At 67.2% G+C, this 21205-nt stretch carries 17 protein-coding genes and 1 pseudogene; 9 read left to right on the top strand and 9 right to left on the bottom strand.

The genetic code is table 11. The annotated features are described in order from the left end of the window. Positions 1-108: 108 nt before the first annotated feature. Positions 109-1050 (bottom strand): LysR family transcriptional regulator, encoded by a 942-nt coding sequence (locus DIE13_RS27350; RefSeq protein WP_124830191.1) that lies wholly within the window; start codon positions 1048-1050, stop codon positions 109-111. Positions 1051-1189: 139 nt separating this feature from the next. Between DIE13_RS27350 and DIE13_RS27345 the strand changes: the two genes are divergently transcribed. Further along, positions 1190-2416 (top strand): FAD-dependent monooxygenase, encoded by a 1227-nt coding sequence (locus tag DIE13_RS27345; RefSeq protein ID WP_124830190.1) that lies wholly within the window; start codon positions 1190-1192, stop codon positions 2414-2416. Positions 2417-2755: 339 nt separating this feature from the next. Here DIE13_RS27345 and DIE13_RS27340 read toward each other — a convergent pair whose 3' ends face one another. Then, entirely contained in the window at positions 2756-4261 is a 1506-nt protein-coding gene (locus DIE13_RS27340) for a M81 family metallopeptidase (protein ID WP_124830189.1), read from the bottom strand. Positions 4262-4333: 72 nt separating this feature from the next. Then, positions 4334-5638: an MFS transporter gene (locus DIE13_RS27335; protein WP_124830188.1), complete on the bottom strand. Its 1305-nt coding sequence runs from the start codon at positions 5636-5638 to the stop codon at positions 4334-4336. Positions 5639-5778: 140 nt separating this feature from the next. Here DIE13_RS27335 and DIE13_RS27330 point away from each other — a divergent pair, with 140 nt between their 5' ends. Continuing rightward, positions 5779-6747: a LysR family transcriptional regulator gene (locus tag DIE13_RS27330; RefSeq protein ID WP_124830187.1), complete on the top strand. Its 969-nt coding sequence runs from the start codon at positions 5779-5781 to the stop codon at positions 6745-6747. A gap of 43 nt (positions 6748-6790) precedes the next feature. Here the strand turns inward: DIE13_RS27330 and DIE13_RS27325 are convergent. Beyond that, positions 6791-7663: pseudogene (locus tag DIE13_RS27325) on the bottom strand (LysR family transcriptional regulator); the annotation flags it as partial. A gap of 99 nt (positions 7664-7762) precedes the next feature. Between DIE13_RS27325 and DIE13_RS27320 the strand changes: the two are divergent. Next, a complete protein-coding gene (locus DIE13_RS27320; protein ID WP_124830186.1) occupies positions 7763-8203 on the top strand; it encodes a PACE efflux transporter in 441 nt (146 codons plus the stop codon). 85 nt (positions 8204-8288) lie between these two features. On the opposite strand, the gene DIE13_RS27315 is transcribed toward DIE13_RS27320, so the two are convergent. The 5 genes from DIE13_RS27315 to DIE13_RS27295 form a co-directional block, all read right to left on the bottom strand. Beyond that, positions 8289-9140 carry an alpha/beta fold hydrolase gene (locus tag DIE13_RS27315; RefSeq protein ID WP_124830185.1) on the bottom strand — a complete coding sequence of 284 codons (852 nt, stop codon included), beginning with the start codon at positions 9138-9140 and terminating at the stop codon, positions 8289-8291. A gap of 260 nt (positions 9141-9400) precedes the next feature. Then, a complete protein-coding gene (locus DIE13_RS27310; protein ID WP_124830184.1) occupies positions 9401-9742 on the bottom strand; it encodes a DUF3579 domain-containing protein in 342 nt (113 codons plus the stop codon). Between the two features lie 25 nt (positions 9743-9767). Continuing rightward, the gene (locus DIE13_RS27305; protein ID WP_124830183.1) at positions 9768-11129 is read right to left on the bottom strand and encodes a sigma-54-dependent transcriptional regulator; all 1362 of its coding nucleotides are present in this window, start codon (positions 11127-11129) and stop codon (positions 9768-9770) included. Further along, positions 11119-13005, bottom strand: a complete 1887-nt coding sequence (locus DIE13_RS27300) for an ATP-binding protein (protein ID WP_124830182.1) — start codon at positions 13003-13005, stop codon at positions 11119-11121. The genes DIE13_RS27305 and DIE13_RS27300 overlap by 11 nt, the downstream gene beginning before the upstream one ends. 136 nt (positions 13006-13141) lie before the next feature. Continuing rightward, complete coding sequence (locus DIE13_RS27295) at positions 13142-14506, bottom strand: 2-hydroxycarboxylate transporter family protein (RefSeq protein WP_124830181.1); 1365 nt, start codon at positions 14504-14506, stop codon at positions 13142-13144. Between the two features lie 434 nt (positions 14507-14940). On the opposite strand from DIE13_RS27295, the gene DIE13_RS27290 reads away from it, so the two are divergent. The 6 genes from DIE13_RS27290 to DIE13_RS27265 are packed head-to-tail and all read left to right on the top strand — an operon-like array spanning position 14941 to position 21203. Continuing rightward, positions 14941-15801, top strand: a complete 861-nt coding sequence (locus DIE13_RS27290) for a MetQ/NlpA family ABC transporter substrate-binding protein (protein WP_124830180.1) — start codon at positions 14941-14943, stop codon at positions 15799-15801. A gap of 11 nt (positions 15802-15812) precedes the next feature. Further along, on the top strand, positions 15813-17237 hold the full coding sequence (locus tag DIE13_RS27285) for an LLM class flavin-dependent oxidoreductase (protein ID WP_124830179.1): 1425 nt from the start codon (positions 15813-15815) through the stop codon (positions 17235-17237). 18 nt (positions 17238-17255) lie between these two features. Beyond that, complete coding sequence (locus tag DIE13_RS27280) at positions 17256-18434, top strand: methionine ABC transporter ATP-binding protein (protein WP_124830178.1); 1179 nt, start codon at positions 17256-17258, stop codon at positions 18432-18434. Continuing rightward, a complete protein-coding gene (locus tag DIE13_RS27275) occupies positions 18427-19083 on the top strand; it encodes a methionine ABC transporter permease (RefSeq protein ID WP_124830177.1) in 657 nt (218 codons plus the stop codon). The genes DIE13_RS27280 and DIE13_RS27275 overlap by 8 nt, the downstream gene beginning before the upstream one ends. Positions 19084-19137: 54 nt before the next feature. Beyond that, on the top strand, positions 19138-19995 hold the full coding sequence (locus tag DIE13_RS27270) for a hypothetical protein (protein ID WP_124830176.1): 858 nt from the start codon (positions 19138-19140) through the stop codon (positions 19993-19995). Beyond that, positions 19992-21203 carry an acyl-CoA dehydrogenase family protein gene (locus DIE13_RS27265; RefSeq protein WP_124830175.1) on the top strand — a complete coding sequence of 404 codons (1212 nt, stop codon included), beginning with the start codon at positions 19992-19994 and terminating at the stop codon, positions 21201-21203. Before DIE13_RS27270 ends, DIE13_RS27265 begins: the two co-directional genes overlap by 4 nt. Positions 21204-21205 lie beyond the last annotated feature (2 nt).

Raw genomic sequence — 21205 nt, 5'->3', positions numbered from 1 at the left:
GGGAGGAACGTCGGCGACGCGGCGAGAAGCCGACATTGAAAAAGTCATGCCGAGCGACTGTTTTCGCTCCGGAAGACGCCACTTTGCACCCGGTGCGCCACGTCGATCCTAGGCAGTCCGACGAGGTTTCGGTTTCATGGCAGGGCTCCCCAATCCAGCCAACCGTGCCTGTATCAATTCCAGCATCGCCCGAACACGCGCAGTCACGGAATGTCGGTGGCTGTATGCCCCGAGCAATTGCAGAGGGGCAGGACAAAGGTCCAGCGGCACTTCCTGCAACCGCCCCGCCGCAAGGTCCTCCTGACAGGGATAGGCCGCCACAATCGCGAAGCCGATGCCTTGCCGTGCGCCTGCCACGGCCAGTTCTCCGCTGTTGACGCGGTAGCGGCTGCGGACCGGCACCTTGACGATTTCACCCGCAGCGTCCTGAAACTGCCAAGGCTGCCCCTTCAGCGCACTGAGGGTGGTGATGCAGGGTAGCGATTTCAGCTCGCGCACATGGCGTGGTATGCCGGTCCTGGCCAGCAACGAGGGGGCGGCAACCACGATGCTGGGCAGTGTGGCGAGTTCGCGGGTGATGAAAGCACTGTCCTCTTGATGACCCCGGTGGAAGACGATGGAAAGGTCGACGTCCTCTCGAAGTACCTCCAGCCCGGTCATCCGGGTATCGCATTCGAGCTCGATGCCTGGATGGAGGCTACAGAATTCGGCCAGGATGGGAGCCAGCAGCTTTGGTGCCTCGCCAGGCATGCACATCTTCAGAGGACCGCGCAGTTCACGCTGCCCCGCGCCAAGTTCCTCCTCCGTGGAAAGCAGGGTGTCGAGCAAGGGCTTTGCGCGTTCGTAGAGCAGCCGGCCGGCTTCCGTCATACGCAGGTGGCGGGTGCTTCGCTCCAGCAGGCGCACGCCGAGTCTGCGCTCCAGCGCGGCGACGTGGCGGCTGACGTTGGAGGAAGGCATGGCCAATAGACGCGACGCGCCTGCGAAGCTCTGCTCATCAACAACTGCCGTATAGACACGGACAGTATTCAGATCGAGAGCATCGCGCATTTATTATCCCGTTTAAGGTATGAAAGCTTCCAATTTTCACATGCTAGTTCTCTTTGATGGCGAAATCTAAGATGCCCATTTGCCCGCTGCGACACGGCGGACCGTGCATCGGGCACCGTATGAACAGGAGAGATTCAGCGTGGAAATTGGAATACTTGGCGGCGGCATTGCGGGCCTGAGCGTGGCACTGGCCTTGCGCAAGCAGGGTTATAACCCTCGGGTTTATGAGCGCCGTGCCGTGCCGGCAACCATGGGGGCCGGCGTGACGCTTTGGCCCAATGCCAGCTTTGTGCTGGAGGCACTGGGACTGCTGCAAGACATTGAGGCCATTGGCGGCCGCCCGCTGACAATGCGTCGCCAGGATGATGCGGGAAATGCACTGGGGGGCCTCGATATTGGTTTGCTGGACCGGACGATGGGATACCCAACCTACACGGTGCTGCGCAGGCACTTGCAGGCGGTGTTGCTGGACCATGCGACACGGGCGGGTATTCCGGTGGAGTTCGGGCGCCGGACGGTGGCCATTGAGCTGGATGCTCATGGCAGAGCCGTGGCCCATTTCGAAAATGGCGCGAGCATCCGCCCGGATCTGCTCATTGGCGCTGACGGCCGCATGGGATCAGTGGCGCGCAAGTTTGTCGCCGGTGACAACACACCCATCTATCAAGGCTTTGTGAACTGGATCGGCGTGGCGCAGGGGCCACATGCGCTGGTGGACGATATGTCGATTCAGGACTTCTGGGGCGCGGGTGAGCGCTTTGGTTGCGTGCCGGTTCGCCCCGGACTGGTGTATTGGGCAGCAGCGCAGGCACGGCCCCTGAATAAGGCCACGCCCACCGCAGATATGCGCAAGGAGGTCGAGGATCGGTTCGCGGAATGGCCCGAGCCGGTGGCGCGTATCATCCGGGCGACGCCCGCGAATGCCATCCGGCTGATTGCGGTGCATGACCTGGAGCCGCTGCATACCTGGAGTCGGGCGAATGTACTGCTGGTCGGGGATGCCGCACACGCGCCGTTGCCGACGTCAGGGCAAGGTGCCTGCCAAGCGCTGGAGGATGCGTGGCATTTGGCCCGGTGCTTAGAGGGTGCAAGTGGGGGCTTGGAAGAGACCTTCCAGGCGTTTGCGAAAATTCGCGCCCCCAAAACCGCGAGGCTGGCGGAACAGGGCCGGGTCTTCGCACGCGGGTTGTTCGCCACAGATCCTGAAACCTGCCGCATCCGCAATGAACGAGCCAAGGCGTCCGATCCTTTGCATGACGTGCAGGTCTTGGCAGCCGGATGGGGACAGGGTCTTCCGATGTCCGGTGGCGCCGACAGCACGTCAGTGGAGGGAGGCGGTGTTGGCAGCCTGTACCGCATCGAATGATGTGCACTGGATTCCGCACGGATGGAAAGTCATGTCCGCCGTGACGAAAGCCGAGCGGCCGGCTGAGCTTTACAGGCGCTGGATGTGGTTCATCGGGTTATATGCAAACGCCTCTTTCCGCGCATCCGGCCAGCTTGCATGTGGGCAACAGCCGGTAAGCACTTCATAGCAGACATTGGCCATCGAAACGCGAACGGCAGCTCCGCGTCGGAAAGCGGCGTCCACGGAAATCCACGAAGAATCCTTTTTATTGCATCGCGTGTCGCAACTAACGGTCAGTTCCGCCCGCACCTCCCGACGGTGCGGCGGCGTCCCGCCGCACGCCGCCGCGTCACCGCATCACGCGCCGCCGAACGCGCGCCCCAACGGCTTCATACGCATCCCGCGCGCGAGTCGGGTCCACGGCAGGTCTGCCGGGTCGGCCTGCATCGGCCCCGGCGCCTTGGCGACCAGCACCGCGTGCGCGATGTCCTGGAAATCGGCGCGGAAGTGCACCGAGCTCTTGTTGACGAGGATCTTCATCGCCTCCGGCTCGACGCCGCCCACCCGATACAGATTGCGATCGAGCATCTGCGCCTTGCCGGCGCTCACGACGATCCGCACGCCGTCGATCCGCAAGCATGCGACCGGCCCGACGTCGGCCTGCATGCCGTTCATCATCGGGCCGTCGTAGCGGCAGATACCGTCGGACAGCGCGACGACCTCGAAGCGCGCGCGAAGCGGTTCGTCGCCGGGCACGCCCGAGCCGCCGAGCGACAGGTCGATGCTTTCGCCGACACCTGCGTGCCATGCCGCGGCCACCGCCGCCGGGTCCCACAGCAGGCCGAGCGCCGCGTCCCGCGCGCCATGACGCAGCAACGCGCGAAGCAGGCCCGTCGTATTCGAATCGCCACCCGCGCCGGGGTTGTCCTGCGTGTCGGCGATCACGACGGGCTTGCTCGCATCCGCGGCAAGCCGCATGGCTTCGCGTACGGCGTCGTCCGGCGACAGGAACGGGACCTGCCATTTCGCCTCGTCGGCCAGCATCGCGTCGTGCAGTGTCTGCACGGCGGCTTCCACCGCGTCGGTGTCGCCATAGCCCCAGATGACCGGCCCGCATTCCGGGAAATCCGCAGCCGGAAAGCCCGGCGCGAACGACAGCGACATCACGCCGCCGGTTTCGAGTGCCGCGAGGCGTGCGTACATCGAGCGTGCGGGATCTAGCAGCGTGCACATCCCGTTGATCGGGATCAGGAACGGCAGCCGCCGCGCCGCGCGACGCAGCGGGCCGCGGCCTGCGAGCCGGCGTTCGAGCAGGCATTCGAGCAGCGCGGCCGCGCGTTCGCCGGTTTCCGCCATGTCTACGTGCGGATACGTGCGAAAGGCGACCAACGCGTCGGCGCGGCTCAGCATCAGGTCGGTCACGTTCGCGTGCAGGTCGAGCGACGCGACCACCGGCACGTCCGGGCCGACCGCGGCGCGGACGCGGTCGAGCAGGGTGCCTTCGCCGTCGTCCGTGTGCTCGGCGACCATCGCGCCGTGCAGGTCGAGATACACCGCGTCGCAGCCGCCGCGTCGTGCCGCATCGACGATCTCGCCGGCGATGCGCTCGAAGGCGTCCTCGGTGACGTGCGCCGACGGGCTGGCGCCGGCCCAGATCACCGGCACCAAGCGCCAGTCGCGCCGCTCGGCTGCGTTGATGAAGCCGCCGGCCGGAATGTTGACGTCGCGCAGGGCGAGCACGTCGGCGCCGCGCACCAGCGCGGGAAACCCTTCGCCGCGTTCGAAGTTGGCATAGGCGGCCTTGGTGGGCGCGAAGGTGTTGGTTTCATGCTGGAAACCGGCAACGAGAATGCGTCGGGTCATGAGGCTGAGTCCAGTAAAGCAGGTCGGTGTACGTGGTCCATGGGCGATACGGCGCCGTCGCGACGCGATCGGTCATCGCGCCGCGGCGGGCAGGCGGTTCATGATCAGCGCCACGGCGCCCGCGATCATCAGCGCGACGATCACGAGCAATCCCGCCTGCATGCTGCCGGTCGCGGTGCGGATCTCGCCGATCAGCGTCGGGCTGAGGAAGCCGCCGAGCAGGCCGATCGTGTTGATGAGCGCGATGCCGCCGGCGGCCGCGTTGCCCGTCAGGTATTGCGACGGGATGGCCCAGAACACGGTATAGGCCGCCCACAACAGCGCCGTTGCGATCGTCATGCAGGCGAGCGATACCGCGAGATTGCCGCCGGCCCAGGTCGCGGCGGCCAGCGCGGCGGCACCGACGATCGCCGACACCGCGCTGTGCAACCGGCGCTCGCCGCGACGGTCGGAGTGCCGGCCGATGACGAGCATCGCGCACGCGGCGCCGATATACGGAATCATCGAATAGAAGCCGATCTGCATCGTGTCGGTCACACCGTTGGCCTTGAGAATCGACGGCAGCCAGAAGCTGACCGCATAGATTCCGCAGATCATCGTGAAGTACGCGAAGGCCAGCAGGTAGACGCGCGGGTCGCGCGCGGCCTGCCCGAACGCGTGGTGGCCGGCCGCGGGCACCTGTAGTTCGGTAGCGAGCAGGCTTTTCTCGCGGTCGCTCAGCCACGCCGCATCGTCCGGGCGATCGGCCAGTACCTTCAGTACCAGCAGGCCGAGCACGGCACACGGCAAACCTTCCGCGACGAACATCCACTGCCAGCCGGCCAGTCCGTGTGCGCCATCGAGGGCCGTCATCAGCCAGGTCGACAACGGCGAGCCGACGATGCCGCCGACCGGCCCGGCCAGCATCACGACGGCCATTACGCCGGCCATGCGGCGCGGGCCGTACCAGTAGGTCAGGTAGAAAATCATGCCCGGCGCGAAGCCGGCCTCGAACACACCGAGCAGAAAGCGCAGCAAGTAGAACGACGTGGTGTCGTGCACGAACATCATCGCGGCGGACGTCAGCCCCCACAGCACCATGATCCGGCTGATGGTCTTGCGCGCGCCGATCCGGGGCAGCATCAGGTTGCTCGGAATCTCGAACAGCACGTAGCCGAGGAAGAAAATGCCCGCGCCGAGGCCGTAGGCCGCGTCGGAGAGGCCGAGCGCGCTTTGCATGTGGAGTTTCGCGAAGCCGATGTTGACGCGATCCAGATACGCGAACGTATAGCAGAGCAATAGCAGCGGCAGCAGGCGCCAGTTCAGTTTGCGGTACAGCGCCTGCACCGGCGCGCTGTCATGCGCGACCGAAAGGCGGGAGGATGGGACGGCGGACATGTCTCTCTCCAGTGGCGTGAGCGTCTTGCGGAATGGGTTCCGATTGCCGCATCGTCGGAGAGCCGAAAAAGCAGAGCAAGAGCAACTTAAGTGATCTAATGTTGCTCAACAGGCAACGATCGGGCGAACCGGGATACTCCATGCGCGAACTCAACCAGCGCCGCTTGCGCTACTTCCACGAGGTGCTGACTCACGGCTCCATCCGCGGCGCGGCCGACAGCATCAATACCGCGCCGTCCGTGATCACGCGGCAGATCCGGCTGCTCGAGGAGGAGGTCGGCGTCAAGCTGTTCGAGCGGCAGGCGCGCGGCCTGCGGCCGACCGAGGCGGCCGCGCATCTGCTCGAGTACTGGCGCGGGTGCCGCTCGCAGCAGGAATTGTTCGAGGAGCGCCTGCAGGCGTTGCGGCGGCTGCAATCCGGCCAGGTGCGCATCGTCACCAGCGAGGGTTATGTCGATGTGCTGATGGACGAGGTGCTGACCGATTTCTGCATGCGTTATCCGAAGCTCGACGTGATCGTCGACGTCCTCCCGGTCAACAACGTGCTGCAGGAAGTGGCGGAGAGCCGCGCGCACATCGGGCTCGCCTACAACCCGCCAGCCCATCCGGAGATCGAGTATCTCGCCACGTCGTCGCAGCCGGTGGTGGCGCTCGTTCATGCCGGCCATCCGCTCGCGGTGCGTGGCGGCGCGGTGCGCGCGCACGAACTTGGCGAATATCCGCTCGCGCTGATGCCGCCGGCGTTCGGCCTCGGCCAGGTCGCGCAGATGCTCGCCTATACCGAGAACCTGCCGATCCGTCCGACGCTGACGACCAACTCCCTCGCGGTATTGCGCCATTTCGTGAAGCGCCACGACGGAATTACGTTGATCGGCGCATTCGCGGCATATCGCGAACTCGAGAGCGGCGAACTCGTCGCGCTGCCGATCGCGCATCCATTGTTCGATTCCGCGAAAGCGCGCCTGCTCGTGAAGGTGGGGCGGCCGCTCGGCGTTGCGGCTGATACGCTGCTGAATTGCCTGCTGCACGACATGACGATGTTCGCGGGGGCGGCTACGGGGCGGAGCCCGACCGGGAAACGGCCGCGCGTGGCGAAGCGCACGCGTTGACGAGTGCTGTCGCCGCCGGCAGCGCTCGGTCCTCGGCGCGTCCGGCCCGCAGGGCCCGCACCAGTTCGCTCGCCGCCTTGCCGAGCCCTGTATGTTTCGGCCGCCGCAAATACACGGGCAGCGGCAACCCGTTACGGATGTTCGCGAACACGAGAGGCGCCAGTTCCCCATCGACCGCATACCGGCCAATGACCGATTCCGGCAAATTCGCCCAGCCATGACCGGCTTTCACGAGCGCGATCGCGGTCGCCATGTCGGTCACCTTCCACGTGCGGCTGCCGATCAGCGGCCGCACGTCGGTCAACGGCCGTTCCGGATCGGCGATCACGATCTGCCGAAACCCGGATAACCGCTCGATCGCCTCCGGATGCGCGGCATCGGCAATCGCAGGATGGTCGGGCGCGGCGACCGCGATCAGCGTCTCGGTCCACAGCGCGTGAATCTGTTCCTGCGGATGCAGGTCGAGGCCGCCGTACGCGACGCACAGATCGACGGCGCCACGATGCAGCGCATCGACGATCGCGTCCTGCGGCGCGGTGACGACGCTGATCGCGAGCGCCGGATACTTCGCGGCGACGGCCGTTAGCGCGCGGGCGACGGGGGCGCCGTCGATCTCGGCCGCGAGGCCGAGCCGCAGCGTGTCCTCGACGCCTTCGGACAGGTGCTGCGCATGCGCGCGCAGCGCGTGCAGCCGTTCGGCGATCGAGCGTGCGTCGGGCAACAGCGCGACCATTGCAGCGGTCGGCGTCGGTTCGCGCGTGCCGCGGTCGAACAGCACGAGATCGAGTTCGGCCTCGAGGTTCGCGATCGCCATGCTGACCGCCGACGGCGTGCGGCCGAGTGCACGCGCGGCCGCCGAGAACGAGCCTTGGTCGATGACGGTCAGCAGCATGTCGATGTGGTCGCTGGTCAGCATGCGTTGCCTCCTGTCAGAAAAATTGAAAGGACCTGACTTTGGCGGACAGGGTACCCGCTGCTAGTCTCGCCCCCTTGTTCGATTCGAAGGGGGATGCTCATGCAAGGCTGGAAGAGACGCGTAGTTTACGTCGTGATGTTCGAGGTGCTCGGCATCCTGATCGCATCGACGGTGCTGGGCATGCTGAGCGGCGCGAACGCCGAAACGAGCGGCCTGCTGGGCGTGATGATCTCGACGACGGGCGTGACCGTCAATTTCCTCTACAACCTCGCATTCGAGGCGTGGGAGCGGCGGCGTGCGGCGACGACGCGCACCGTGGGACGGCGCGTGCTGCACGCGGTCGGGTTCCAGGTCGTGCTCGTGACGTTCCTGATCCCGCTGATCGCGTGGCGGCTCGATGTGTCGCTGTGGCAGGCGTTCCTGTTCGACGCGGTGCTGATCGTGTTCTTCCCGATCTTCACGTTCGTGTACAACTGGTCGTTCGATTGCGTGTTCGGGTTGCCGGATGCGGTCACGCGCAACGCGGAGTCGGCTGCGTAGCCGGGCGGCTCGATGCGGGCAGGCGCCCGCATCGTCGGGGAAATGGACCGGGGAAGATCGGGCGGAACGAACGCCGCCCGTGAAATTACGCCGCGACGAACTCGTGCACGTAACGGTTGAACACCGTCGGGCTCGCCGCGTTCATGCCGTGCGACGCACCGGCGACGGTCTGGCGTTGCGCGTCGCCGATCCATTGCGACAGCGTCTCGACGTTGTTGCGGAACATCTTCGGGCTGCGCTGGCCGTCGATCAGCAGCGTGCGGCATGCGATGTCGCCGGCCGTGTGCTGCGAATACGCGGGCAGCGGATCGCGCAGCTGCTTCGGCAGCGTGCTTGCGTTGTCGATCGCCATCGTGCGGAAGCGCGACGTGCTCTTCTTCCATGCGCCGGGCAGGCTTACCGAATCGACGAACATCTCGAGGCCGGCTTCGGTTTCGCCTTGATCGATCAGGTTCACGGCCTGCGTGCGCAGCGCGATCGCGGCGGCCGGCAGCACGGCTTCGCGCACGCCCGGCTGTTGCAGCGGGCCGCCCGGATCGGCGAGCGTGAGCGTGTCGACGAGATGCGGATGCTGGCGCGCGACGTTGAACGCGACACTGCCGCCACGCGAGTGGCCGACGAGATGCACGGGGCCGAGATCGAGCGCGTCGATGAATTCGGCGAGCTCGTCGACGTGGTTCTGCCAGCTGAAGTCGTCCTGAATGCCTGCTTCGACGGCCGGCCAGTAGTGGCTGAGGCTCGGCGCGATGCAGCGGTAGTGGGACGACAGCGATGCGAGTTGCGGATCCCAGTAACGGTAGTCGCACAACGATCCATGTACGAAGACCATCGGCGCGCCGCTGCCCCGCTCGACATACGGCAGGCTGATACCCGACGAAAGCGTCGCAAATTGCAGGTCGGGGTTCGCGAGCACGGACGGCTCGATTCGCATGTTCATGACTAAAAGACTCAAAGGTGCGTCAACTCGACGCAACTATGCATCATGGCGAGCTGCAAGGAAAATGCATAATTTTCATCGTGACGATCAATTTTATTGATGGTTCGGCCGAAAACCCTTGTCGCAGCGTGGTCGCCATGCCGAATCCTTCAATCGTCTGACGGTTTGTTTGGGAATCGAAAGCATTTGCGGGCGCCTGCGCACGCGCGCATCGCAGCGGGAAACGAGCGGAAAAAAGGCCGCTGGACGCGGCCCGTGCGTCAGCGCGCCGCCGGCGCGGGCGCGGCCTGAAGTTCGACGGGAAGGTCGTTGTCGGCGGCGAACTGCATCGCGAAGTCGAATGCATCGGCGCACACGTCGCGCAATTCGTCCGACACGAACAGGCATTTGACGCCGCCGTTGACGACCGGCATCGCGAGCCGCGACAGCGCGCACGGATAGCCGGGCCGCCGCTCGCCGACGAACAGCGTGATGACGCCCGCGAGCCGTTCGGGCCAGTCGCTCGGACGGAAGGTTTTCTTTGCGCGGGTGACGCCGCGGATCAGGTGGCCGCGGGGCTGGCCCGTGACGCTGCCGTGGGCGGCGATATCGATGCGATCCATGCTGTTGTGCGTATCCTCGTTCGCGTCATTCGCCGCCGTCGGCCGCCGCGTCGCCGCGCGCGGGAATCCGCAGGTTGCGCAGCTTGTGATAAAGCGTTTTCTTCGGCATGCCGAGCGCATCGCTTGCGTCCGCAACGTTGCCGTTGTGACGCCGCAGCATGTCCTCGATCAGCATCCGCTCGAAATATGCGAGTTGTTCGGCGAGCGTGCCGCCGGCCGTGGCCGTGCCGCCGGAGGACAGCAGGCTGTCGCCGGTCAGGCCGAGCACGAAGCGGTCCGCGACGTTCTGCAGTTCGCGCACGTTGCCGGGCCATGCATGCGTCATCAGTTCGGACACCTGCGCAGCCGTGACGACCGGTGCCGGCTGCCCGAAGCGCCGAGCGGCCGCGAGTACGAAATGCTCGAACAGCAGCGGCACGTCCTCGCGCCGCTCGCGCAGCGGCGGCAGCTCGATCTGCGCGACGTTCAGGCGATACAGCAAGTCCGCGCGGAAGCGTCCGTCGGTCGCGAGTTCCGCGAGATCGGCCTTCGACGCGGCGATCACGCGGCAGTCGACCGGAATCAGCTCGTTCGCGCCGAGCCGCTCGATCACGCGCTCCTGCAGCACGCGCAGCATCTTGATCTGCAATGGAATCGGCATCGTCTCGATCTCGTCGAGGAACAGCGTGCCGCCGTGCGCCCATTCGATCTTGCCGATGCGCTTCTTGATCGCGCCGGTGAACGCGCCGGCTTCATGCCCGAACAGCTCGCTCTCGAAGATCTGCTCGGGCAGGCCGCCGCAGTTCAGCGCGACGAAATGCGCATCGCGCCGCCCGCCGAAGTCGTGCAGGCTGCGCGCGATCAGCTCCTTGCCGGTGCCCGTTTCGCCGGTGATCAGCACCGACACGGACGTATCGGCGAGGCGCAGGATTTTCTTGCGCACGTCGGCCATCGCGGGCGACTTGCCGAGCACGAACGCCTCGATGCCGTGCCAGTTGTTCAGCGCCGCGCGCAAGCCCTGCACCTCGAGCGTGAGGCGCCGCTTCTCGACCGCGCGCGCGACGCGCCCGGCGATCACGTCCGACGAAAACGGCTTCTCGATGAAGTCGTACGCGCCGTCCTGCATCGCGCCGACGGCCGTCGAAATGTCGGCGTGGCCGCTGATCAGCACGACCGGAATCTGCGCGTCGACGGCCATCACGCGTTCGAGCAGCTGCAGCCCGTCGATGCCCGGCATCCGCACGTCCGACACGATCACGACGGGGGCGCCGGGTGCGACGTGCGCGAGCGCGTCGGCCGCCGAAGCGAAGGCGTCGACCGGGAACCCGGCGAGCTCGACCGCCTGCTCGACGCCGATCCGGACGTTTTCATCGTCCTCGACGACCAGCACCCGAATCTCATCTTCCATGCTCTGTCCTTTGTTGCGGCGTTGCCGCCGCGAATTCGATGGTGAACTGCGCGCCGCCTTCGTCGCGGTTCGTCGCGGCGATCTTCGCGCCGAACGCCTCGACGATGCGCGACGTGATTGCGAGGCCGAGTCCGAGGCCCTGGCCGCGCGGCTTGGTGGTGACGAACGGCTCGAACAGGTGCGGCAGCACCTCGGGCGCGATGCCCGCGCCGCTGTCGGCGACCGTGACGCGCACGCGGCCTTCGTCGTCCGGCCCGGCGGCGTCGATGACGATGCGGCGGACCGGCGCGTCGTGCACCGCGTCGAGCGCGTTGCCGAGCAGGTTCACGATCACCTGCTGCAGCTGGCTCGATTCGGCGGACACGGCCGTGCCGGGCGCGATGTTCACGTCGAGCTGCACGCCTTCGTCGCGGATCCGCGCGTCGTAGATGAGCCGCGCATGCGCGACGGCCTCGCTCAGCGACACGGCGACGCGCTCGACGTCGGGCTTGCGCGCGAAGGTCTTGAGCTCGCCGGTGAGCACGGCCATGCTGTCGACGAGCTTGCCGATCCGTTCGAGATTGGCGTAGGCCGGCGCCGGCTGGCCGCGCTCGAAGAACGTGCGCGCGTTGTCGCACAGCGTGCGGATCGCGACGAGCGGCTGGTTCAGCTCGTGCGTGAGGCCGGCGGCCATCTGCCCGAGCACGGCGAGCTTGCCGGCGTGCACCACTTCCTGCTGCGAATCGCGCAGCCGCTGTTCGGTGCGCTCGCGTTCGACGATCTCGCGCTGCATTCGTTCGTTCGCGGCCGTCAGCGCGGCCGTGCGCTGCGCCACCGTCAGCTCCAGCCGGTCGTTCGCGCGGCGCAGCGCATCCTGCACGCTCAGCCGCGCGGCGATCGCCCGGCGCCGCTGGATCGCGTAGCCGGCGAGCAGCGCGGCGATCAGGAACGCGCCGGTGACGAACACGAACGCGGTCTGCTGCTGGCGGCGCGCACCGGCGATATCGAGCAACACCATCAGCGAATCGCCGGCCTGCGGCGCGGGGCGCGACATCACGAGATAGCGCGTGTTGCGGCCGGCGTGGTGCGGGTCGGGAAACGTGCCGAACCACGCGGCCGCGCTGCGATCGCCGATGCGGCGGTACGGCAGCGCGTCGACCGTGCGGCCCGCGTACTGGCGCGACGCCTGGATGTCGCGCTGCTGCTGCGCGGTGATCGGGCGCAACGCGGTGAATTTCCACGCCGGTTCGGTCGAGATCACGACCACGCCGTTGCTGTCGACCACCATCGCGGCGACGCCCGGCGCGCGCCACGCGGATTCGAGCGGGTCGACGCTGATCTTCACCGCGGCCACGCCGATCGGCACGCCGTCGTCGCGTACCGCGCTCGCGAAGTAGACGCCCGGCACGCCGGTATTGGTGCCGATCCCGAAGAAGCGGCCGCTGCCGTGCGCGAGGGCATCCTTGAAGTACGGCCGGTACGACACGTTCGTGCCGACGAAGCTGATCGTCTCGTTCCAGTTGCTGGCGGCGATCACTTCGCCCTGCAGGTCGATCACGTCGACCGCGCCGCTGCCCGCGTCGCGGTTCACGGCTTCGAGGTAGGTGTCGACGGTGTGCACGAGCGGGAGCGCGTCGTGCGGCGCGGCCTTCAGCATCGCGCGCACGCTGTCCTGGCGCGCGACGAGGCCCGGCAGGATCTCGAAGCGGCCGAGTTCGCTCTTCAGGCTCGACGCATACAGGTCGAGCCGGTGCGCGCCTGTTTCCTCGAGCGCGTCGATCGCGCGTTCCCACGCGAAATCGACGGCCGCGCCCGTCACGCCGACATACAGCACGGCGGCCGACGCCCAGCCCCACCACGGGATTCCCTTGAAGCTCTTCTGCACGTTCGTCCTCATCGAAGCCCGCCGCCGGGGCCTGTTGTCAGCGGTCAGCGTGAACAGGCCCGGGCCCGGAACGACGCGCGCCGCGCGCCGGCAGAGCCGGCGGCGGCGCGTGCGAGGCAGCCTGCGCGACGGTGCGCGCGGCCGCGCATCATCCGAAGTGCGCGACCAGGATCAGCGTCACCGTGACGACGATCGCACCGCCGATGCGGGTGGCGATCTGCGCGAACGGCATCAGCTGCATCCGGTTCGCGGCGGTCAGGATCGCGACGTCGCCGGTGCCGCCTTGCCCGCTGTGGCAGGCGTTCACGATTGCGGTGTCGATAGGGTACATCTTCAGCAGGCGGCCGACCACGAAACCGGTGCCCATCAGCGTCGCGACGGTCGACACGATCGTCACGACGTTGACGACGGTGAATGCGGCGGTCAGCTTGTCCCACGGCGTCATCGCCACGCCGATCGCGAACAGCAGCGGATACGTGACGGCGGTCGAGAAGAACTTGTAGACGACGAACGCGCCTTCCTGCAGCGGCGGCGACACCGCGCGCGCGAGCTTTACCAGCACCGCGAGGAACAGCATCGCGACCGGCGCGGGCAGGCCGAACAGCTTGTGCGCCATCAGGCCGACGAGGTACAGCGTGATGGCGGTGATGCCGGCGCCCGCGATGTGCGTGACGTCGACATGGCCGCGGATTTCTTCGCTTTCCGGCGTCATGTCGCCGCTTTCGCCGACCTGCAGGCGGCCGTTGCCGGTCAGGTGCGGCATGCGCTTGCCGAGCATGTCCAGCGCACCCGACAGGATGATTGCGGTCAGGCTGCCGAGCATCACCGGCGGCAGCACCATCGCGAACATTTCGCCTTGCGGCAGGTGCATCAGTTCCGAATAGCCGATCGACAGCGGAATCGCGCCTTCGCCGACACCGCCCGCCATGATCGGCACGACGATGTACAGCAGCGTGTGGCGCGCGCCCAGGCCAAGCGCGGTGCCGACGGCCGTGCCGACGATTGCCGCGGCGATCGAACCGGCCGCGAGCGGGATGAAGATCTTCACGAAGCCCTGGATCAGCACGCGCCGGTCCATGCTCAGGATGCTGCCGACGATGATCGACGCGATGAACAGGTACAGGAAGTTGGTCGACTTCGTGAACTCGACCGTCAGGTTCAGCACCGGCTTCGGCAGCACGTGGTAGTACGTGAGCGCCGACGGCACGAAGGTCGCGAAGATCGCGGCCGCGCCGATGTTGCGCAGGAGCGGCAGGCGCTTGCCGAGTTCCGCGCACGTGAAGCCGAAGAACGCGAGCACGGCGATCGCCATCGAGATCTCGCCGGGCACCTTGCCCGTCACCACGAACCCGACGATCAGCGCGAACAGGATCACGTAGACCGGCAGCGGAATGATGCCGATGCGGATTTCCATCAGCTTCCACCAGCCTTCCGGCCAGAAGCGTTCGCGCACGGCGGGACCGGCTTCGGACATCGGCTCCGGATGGGATTGGGTATGGATAGAGGTCTGCAAGACGTGTCTCCTGATGTTGGAATGCCTGCTTTGCTTCGCGGCATCGTGTGCCGTCTATTACGCAACCCCCGTGCCAGAAATCCGGCCTGCCGGAATATTTTCAATTCATTGATTCGTAAGGGATTTATTTTGTCTGCCGAAAGGCCGGGCGCAGCGGGCTGGCCGAGATCTCGGAATCGGCCCGGCGCCCAGGCCGAGATTTCGGCCTGGCGCCGGCCGGGGGCTTGCTTGCGCCCTGATCGCGTCCTGATTTGCGCGCCATATCGCCGCGCGCGATTTTCTTCGCACAATCGCTTCGTAGACCACCTTCCCGCCGCTCTCTATCATCGGCTGATCCTTTTCCGACGCGACGACGACTGTCCGGAGAACGCCCGCGCGTTCGCCGCGGCGTCGCTCATCCGTCGACACCGTCTTTGGACAGGAGAGTGGTTCCCATGCTGCATCCCGTGTTTCCCGCCCGCTTTTCCTCCGGCCGCATCGCGCGGCTGATCCGGCCGGCCCGCCTGTTCGCGGCCGCGCTGCTCGCGGTGTCGCTCGGCCTCGCGCTGCCGAGCGGCGCGCGCGCCGACACCGCGCCGCTGAAGGTCGGCATCTCGACCAGCCCGCAGATCGAAGCGCTGAAGGTTGCCGCGAAGGAGGCGAAGGCGCAGGGGCTCGACGTGAAGATCATCGAATTCACCGACTGGAATACGCCGAACGCGGCGCTCGCGAACAAGGACATCGACGTCAACTACTTCCAGCACATCCCGTTTCTCGAGAACGCCAAGAAACAGGGCGGCTACGACTTCGTGTCGATCGCGCCCGGCACGATCATGAAGATCGGCCTCTATTCGAAGAAGGTGAAAAGCTTCGCCGAGCTGAAGGACGGCGCGCGCGTCGCGATCGCGAACGATCCGGTCAACGGCGGGCGCGGGCTGTTGCTGCTGCAGCGCGCGGGCCTCATCACGCTGAAGCCGGGCGCCGACTACCGCGCGACCACGCACGACATCGTGTCGAATCCGAAGCACCTGAAGATCATTCCGCTCGAAGCGTCGCAGCTCGCACGCTCGCTCGACGACGTCGATCTCGCGCAGGGCTACCCGAGCTTCATCAAGCTCGCCGGCACGACCGACCCGAACAGCGCGCTGCTGTTCGACGGCACCGAGAACAAGAACTTCGCGATCCAGTGGGTCGTGCGTCCCGACAGCGTGAACGATCCGCGCATCCGCAAGTTCATCGCGATCTACCAGCATTCGCCGGCGGTGCGCCGTGCGCTAGACAACGCGTTCGGCTCGCTGTACGCGATCGCGTGGTGACGGAGGCGAACATGACGACGGCGAACCGCAAGAAGATCCTGCTCAACGCGTTCAACATGAACTGCGTCGGGCACATCAACCACGGGCTGTGGACCCATCCGCGCGACCGCTCCGCGCACTACACCGATCTCGACTACTGGGCCGATCTCGCGAAGACGCTCGAACGCGGCAAGTTCGACGGGATCTTTCTCGCGGACATCGTCGGCGTGTACGACGTGTTCGGCGGCGGCCCCGACGCCGCGCTGCGCGAATCGGTGCAGGTGCCCGTCAACGATCCGCTGCTGCTCGTGCCGGCGATGGCGCAAGTCACGCGGCATCTCGGCTTCGGCGTGACCGCGAACCTGACCTACGAGCCGCCGTATCTGTTCGCGCGCCGGATGTCGACGCTCGATCACCTGACCAAGGGGCGCGTGGGATGGAACATCGTGACCGGCTATCTCGACAGCGCCGCGCGCGGGATGGGCCTCGCGCAACAGATCGGCCACGACGACCGCTACGAGCGCGCGGACGATTACATGGACGTCGTCTACAAGCTGTGGGAGCAGAGCTGGGACGACGACGCGGTGATCCGCGACGCGCACGCACGCGTGTTCGCGCAGCCGGCCAAGGTACGGCGCGTGAAGCACGACGGGCCGTTCTATTCGGTCGATGCGATTCATCTGAGCGAGCCGTCGCCGCAGCGCACGCCGGTGCTGTACCAGGCCGGTTCGTCGGCGCGCGGCGTCCAGTTCGCGGGGCGGCACGCGGAGTGCGTGTTCGTGAACGGCCAGAGCAAGGCCGCCGCGCGTGCGGCCGCGCTCGACATTCGCGCGGCTGCCGCGCGGCAGGGCCGCGATCCGGCGTCGATCAAGATCTTTGCCGGCGTGAGCGTCGTGACGGCCGGGACCGAATTGCTCGCCCGCGAGAAGTTCGACGAATACCGGCGCTACGCGAGCCCGGAAGCCGGCCTTGCGCATTTCGCGAGCTCGACCGGCATCGACTTCGCGAAGTACGGCCTCGACGAGCCGATCTCGTACGTGAAGACCGATTCGATCCAGTCGGCCGTCGACGCGATCTCGCGCAAGAGCACGACCGGCACCTGGACCGTGCGCCGGATGCTCGAACAGATGTCGCTCGGCGGCCGCTATGCGCCGATCGTCGGTTCGCCCTCGCAGGTCGCGGACGAACTGCAGTCGTGGATCGACGAGACCGGCATCGACGGCTTCAACCTGACGCGCACCGTGATGCCCGAGTCGTTCGAGGATTTCGTCGACTGGGTCGTGCCCGAGCTGCAGAACCGCGGCGTCTACAAGGAAGACTACGACCCCGCGCCGACGCTGCGCGAGAAGCTGTTCGGCGGCGGCGCGCGACTGCCTGCGTGGCACACCGGTGCGCAGCACCGGCCGGCCCGCGCGCGTGACGCCGCCCATTCCGCTGCGCATCCCGCGCATGCATGAACGTGACGGAGCGAAGCAATGACGCAATTGTTCGATACGCTGGGTTTCGTCGAGGCCTCGGCCGTGCGGGCCACCGCGGGGCTGGCTGCCCATGACGAGGCGGTTGCGCCGGCCGGCGGCGCGGCCGTGTCGCTCGCACATGTCGGCAAGGTGTTCGCGACGCCGCGCGGCCAGGCCGCCGCGCTGCGCGACGTGACGCTCGACGTGCGGCGCGGCGAGGTGTTCGGCATCATCGGCCGCAGCGGCGCAGGCAAGTCGACGCTGCTGCGGCTCGTGAACGGGCTCGAGCGCCCGAGCTCGGGCAGCGTGCGGGTGCAGGGCGTCGACGTCGGCGGGCTCGACGAGGACGGGCTCGTCGCGCTGCGCCGCCGCACCGGGATGGTGTTCCAGCATTTCAACCTGCTGTCGGCGAAGACGGTATTCGAGAACGTCGCGCTGCCGCTGAAGATCGCCGGCGTGCCGAAGGCCGAGCGCGTGCGCAAGGTCGATGCCTTGCTCGAACTCGTCGGGCTCGCCGCGAAGCGCGACGCGTATCCGGCGAGCCTGTCGGGCGGCCAGAAGCAGCGCGTCGGCATCGCGCGGGCGCTGGTGCACGATCCGGAGGTGCTGCTGTGCGACGAGGCGACGTCGGCGCTCGATCCCGAGACGACGCAGTCGATCCTCGCATTGCTCGCCGACATCAATCGCCGGCTCGGTCTGACGATCGTGCTGATCACGCACGAGATGGAAGTGATCCGTGCGGTGTGCGACACCGTCGCGGTGATCGAACAGGGCGAGGTCGTCGAAACCGGCCCCGTGTGGCGCGTGTTCGGCGCGCCGCAACATGGCGCGACGCGCGCGCTGCTCAGTACGCTCGTGCATGACCTGCCGGCCGAACTGGCCGCGCGCGTGCAGCCATTGTCCGGGCTGGCCGCGCTTCCCGACGGCGCGCAGGTCGTGCTCGACCTCCGGTATACGGGCGAAAGCGGCGGCGAGCCGGACGTCGGCGCGCTCGCGGTGGCGCTCGGCGGCTCGTTACATTTCCTGCACGGCGGGATCGAACGCATCCAGGGGCATGCGCAGGGGCGTCTCGTGATCGCGGCATCGCCGCGCATGGACGAAGCGGGCCCGTCGTCGGCACGTGGCGGCGCGGTCGCCGCGTTGCTCGAACGGGCGCGTCGCCACGCGAATCACGCGGAGGTGCTCGGCTATGTTTGATCTCTGGTGGCCCGAACTGCTCGACGCGATTCGCGACACACTGTCGATGGTCGCCGCATCGGCCGCGATCGCCGCGCTGATCGGCATCCCGCTCGCGGTGATCCTCGTGACGACCGCGCCCGGCGGCATCTACGAGCGACGCGGCGTGAACGCGGTGCTCGGCGCGCTCGTCAACGTGTTCCGCTCGACGCCGTTCATCATCCTGCTCGTCGCGCTGCTGCCGTTCACGCGCGTGCTGATCGGCACGACCATCGGCGTCTGGGCGGCCGTCGTGCCGCTGTCGATCGCCGCGATTCCGTTCTTCGCGCGGATCGCCGAAGTGAGCCTGCGCGAAGTCGATCGCGGGCTGATCGAGGCCGCGCTCGCGATGGGTGCGAAGCGCCGCCATATCGTGTGGCACGTGCTGCTGCCCGAAGCGCTGCCCGGCATGCTCGGCGGCTTCACGATCACCGTCGTCGCGCTGATCGGCTCGACCGCGATGGCGGGCGCCGTCGGCGCGGGCGGGCTCGGCGATCTTGCGATCCGCTACGGCTACCAGCGTTTCGACACCACCGTCATGGCGACCGTGATCGTGATCCTGATCGCCCTCGTTTCCGCCGTGCAAATCACCGGCGACCGCCTGGTCCGACACGTGACCCGGCGTACCTGAGCGGCGCCACGAGCGCCGGCTCTTTTCATCGACGACCCTGAGAGAACGATACCCATGACCTTGCCCATCGGCGCGCCGCGCGAGTGGAACGGACAATTCGAGGAAGCGCTGTTTCTGGAGGTCGCGCGACGCCATCGTCCCGGCTTTCCGGACAAGCTCGCCACGCCGCCGCGCGAGCCGCGCAACGACGACGAACTCGCTGCCGTCGCCGACTACTACACGAAGATGGCGTCGCACGACCTGTTCATCGTGCAGGTCGTCGCGAAAGCGATCGACACGCTGTTTCGCGACGATCCGCATTTCCAGCTGATCCTGTCGCGCCAGCTCGGCGACGACGGCGCGCACGCGGTGATCGGCCGCGAGCGCGTGACCGAACTGACGGGCCGCGATCCGCTGCCGGAAGTCGAGCAGCTCGTCGCCGCGCACTGGGAGCGCATCGGCGATATCGCGGTGCGCGACGTGGCCGGCTTCCTCGCGTTCGAATGGCATTACGAGCTGCACATCCTCGCGAAGCTGTGGATCCAGCGCAAGACCGGCCGCATCGCCGACGGCGCGATGCGCGAGCACGGCGAGAACCGTATCCGGCCGGACGAGGAGTGGCATCGCGTGCAGATCGTCCAGTGGTGGTTCGATACGCTGAAGGCGCTGCCGGCCGTGGAGCGCGATGCGCTGATCGACCGCGTGATCGCCGCCGACGAGGAAACGCAGGCGCGGCTCGACGGCTATCTTCACGACGAATACGCGCATACTGCGCATGTGTTCGGCGCGGATATCGCCGAATACCGCGCGATTTACGACGACTGGCGGCGCGAAATCCTGGCGCGGCTGACCGGCCGCCGGCTCGACGCGCTCGTGCCGTTGTCGGGCGCGGTCGTTGCGCACGAAACCATTGAACAGGAAATCGTTACATGAACGATCCACGTGGCCCGGCGACGCTTGCGCCGGATACCGGGGCGCACGGCATCGACGCCGATGCGCTGGCGCGTGCCGTCGACGCGCTGCGCGTGACGGCCGCCGCGCGCGATCGCGCGGGCGGTCATGCGGCCGACGAGAAGCAATGGCTCGCCGATGCGGGCCTGCTGACGCTCGCCGTGCCGCGCGAATTCGGCGGACAGGAAGCCGCGTGGCCCGAGATCTACGACACGATCCGGCGAATCGCGCGCGTCGACAGCGCGCTTGCGCATCTGGTCGGGTTCCAGGTCCTGCAAGTGGTGAGCGTCGACGTGTGGGGCAGCGCCGCACAGCGCGAACGCTATCTGCGCGGCACGGTCGAGCATCGCTGGTGGTGGGGCAATGCGGTCAATCCGCTCGACACGCGTCTCGTCGCTACCGCGACGCCGGACGGCGGCTACCGGCTCGACGGCGTGAAGGGCTTCTGCTCCGGCACCCGCGGTTCGCAGCGGATGACGGTGTCCGCGCACGATCCGGCAACCGGCCGCTCCGTGTTCGGCGTGGTGCCGACCGATCGCGACGGGATCACCGTCAACGAAGACTGGGATCCGATCGGCCAGCGCCAGACCGACAGCGGCAGCGTACGCTTCGACGGCGTGACGCTCGCGCCGGACGAAGTGCTGCATCGCTCCGAAGCGCCGCCGACGCCGCGCGCGACGCTGCGCACGCTGGTGTCGCAGCTCGTGCTGACGAACCTGTTCGTCGGGCTCGCGGAAGGCGCGCTCGCCGAGGCGCGCGACTACGTGCGCCAGCAGGGCAGGCCGTGGATACATTCGGGCGTCGCACAGGCGAGCGACGATCCGTATACGCTGCAGCGCTTCGGCGACATGCGCGTGCGGGCCGTTGCCGCCGCGTCGCTGGCCGATCGCGCGGCCGCCGAACTGCAGCGCGCGTGGACGCGCCGGCACGCGTTGACGGCCGACGAACGCGCGGAAGCGGCGCTCGCCGTGTCGGAAGCGAAGATCGTCGCGCAACGCGCGGCGCTCGAGAACGGCGAGGCGTTGTTCGATGCGTGCGGCGCACGCGCGACGGCCGCGACGCTCGGCCTCGACCGCTTCTGGCGGAATGCCCGCACGCATACGCTGCACGATCCGCTCGACTATCGGTTGCGCGATGTCGGCCGGTTTGCGCTGACGGGGGAATTGCCGCAGGCGTCGCTTTATACGTAACC

It is taken from the genome of Burkholderia sp. Bp9016 (assembly GCF_003857765.1).
Taxonomy (GTDB): Bacteria; Pseudomonadota; Gammaproteobacteria; order Burkholderiales; family Burkholderiaceae; genus Burkholderia.
This window is presented reverse-complemented; position numbering and strand designations above follow the sequence as displayed.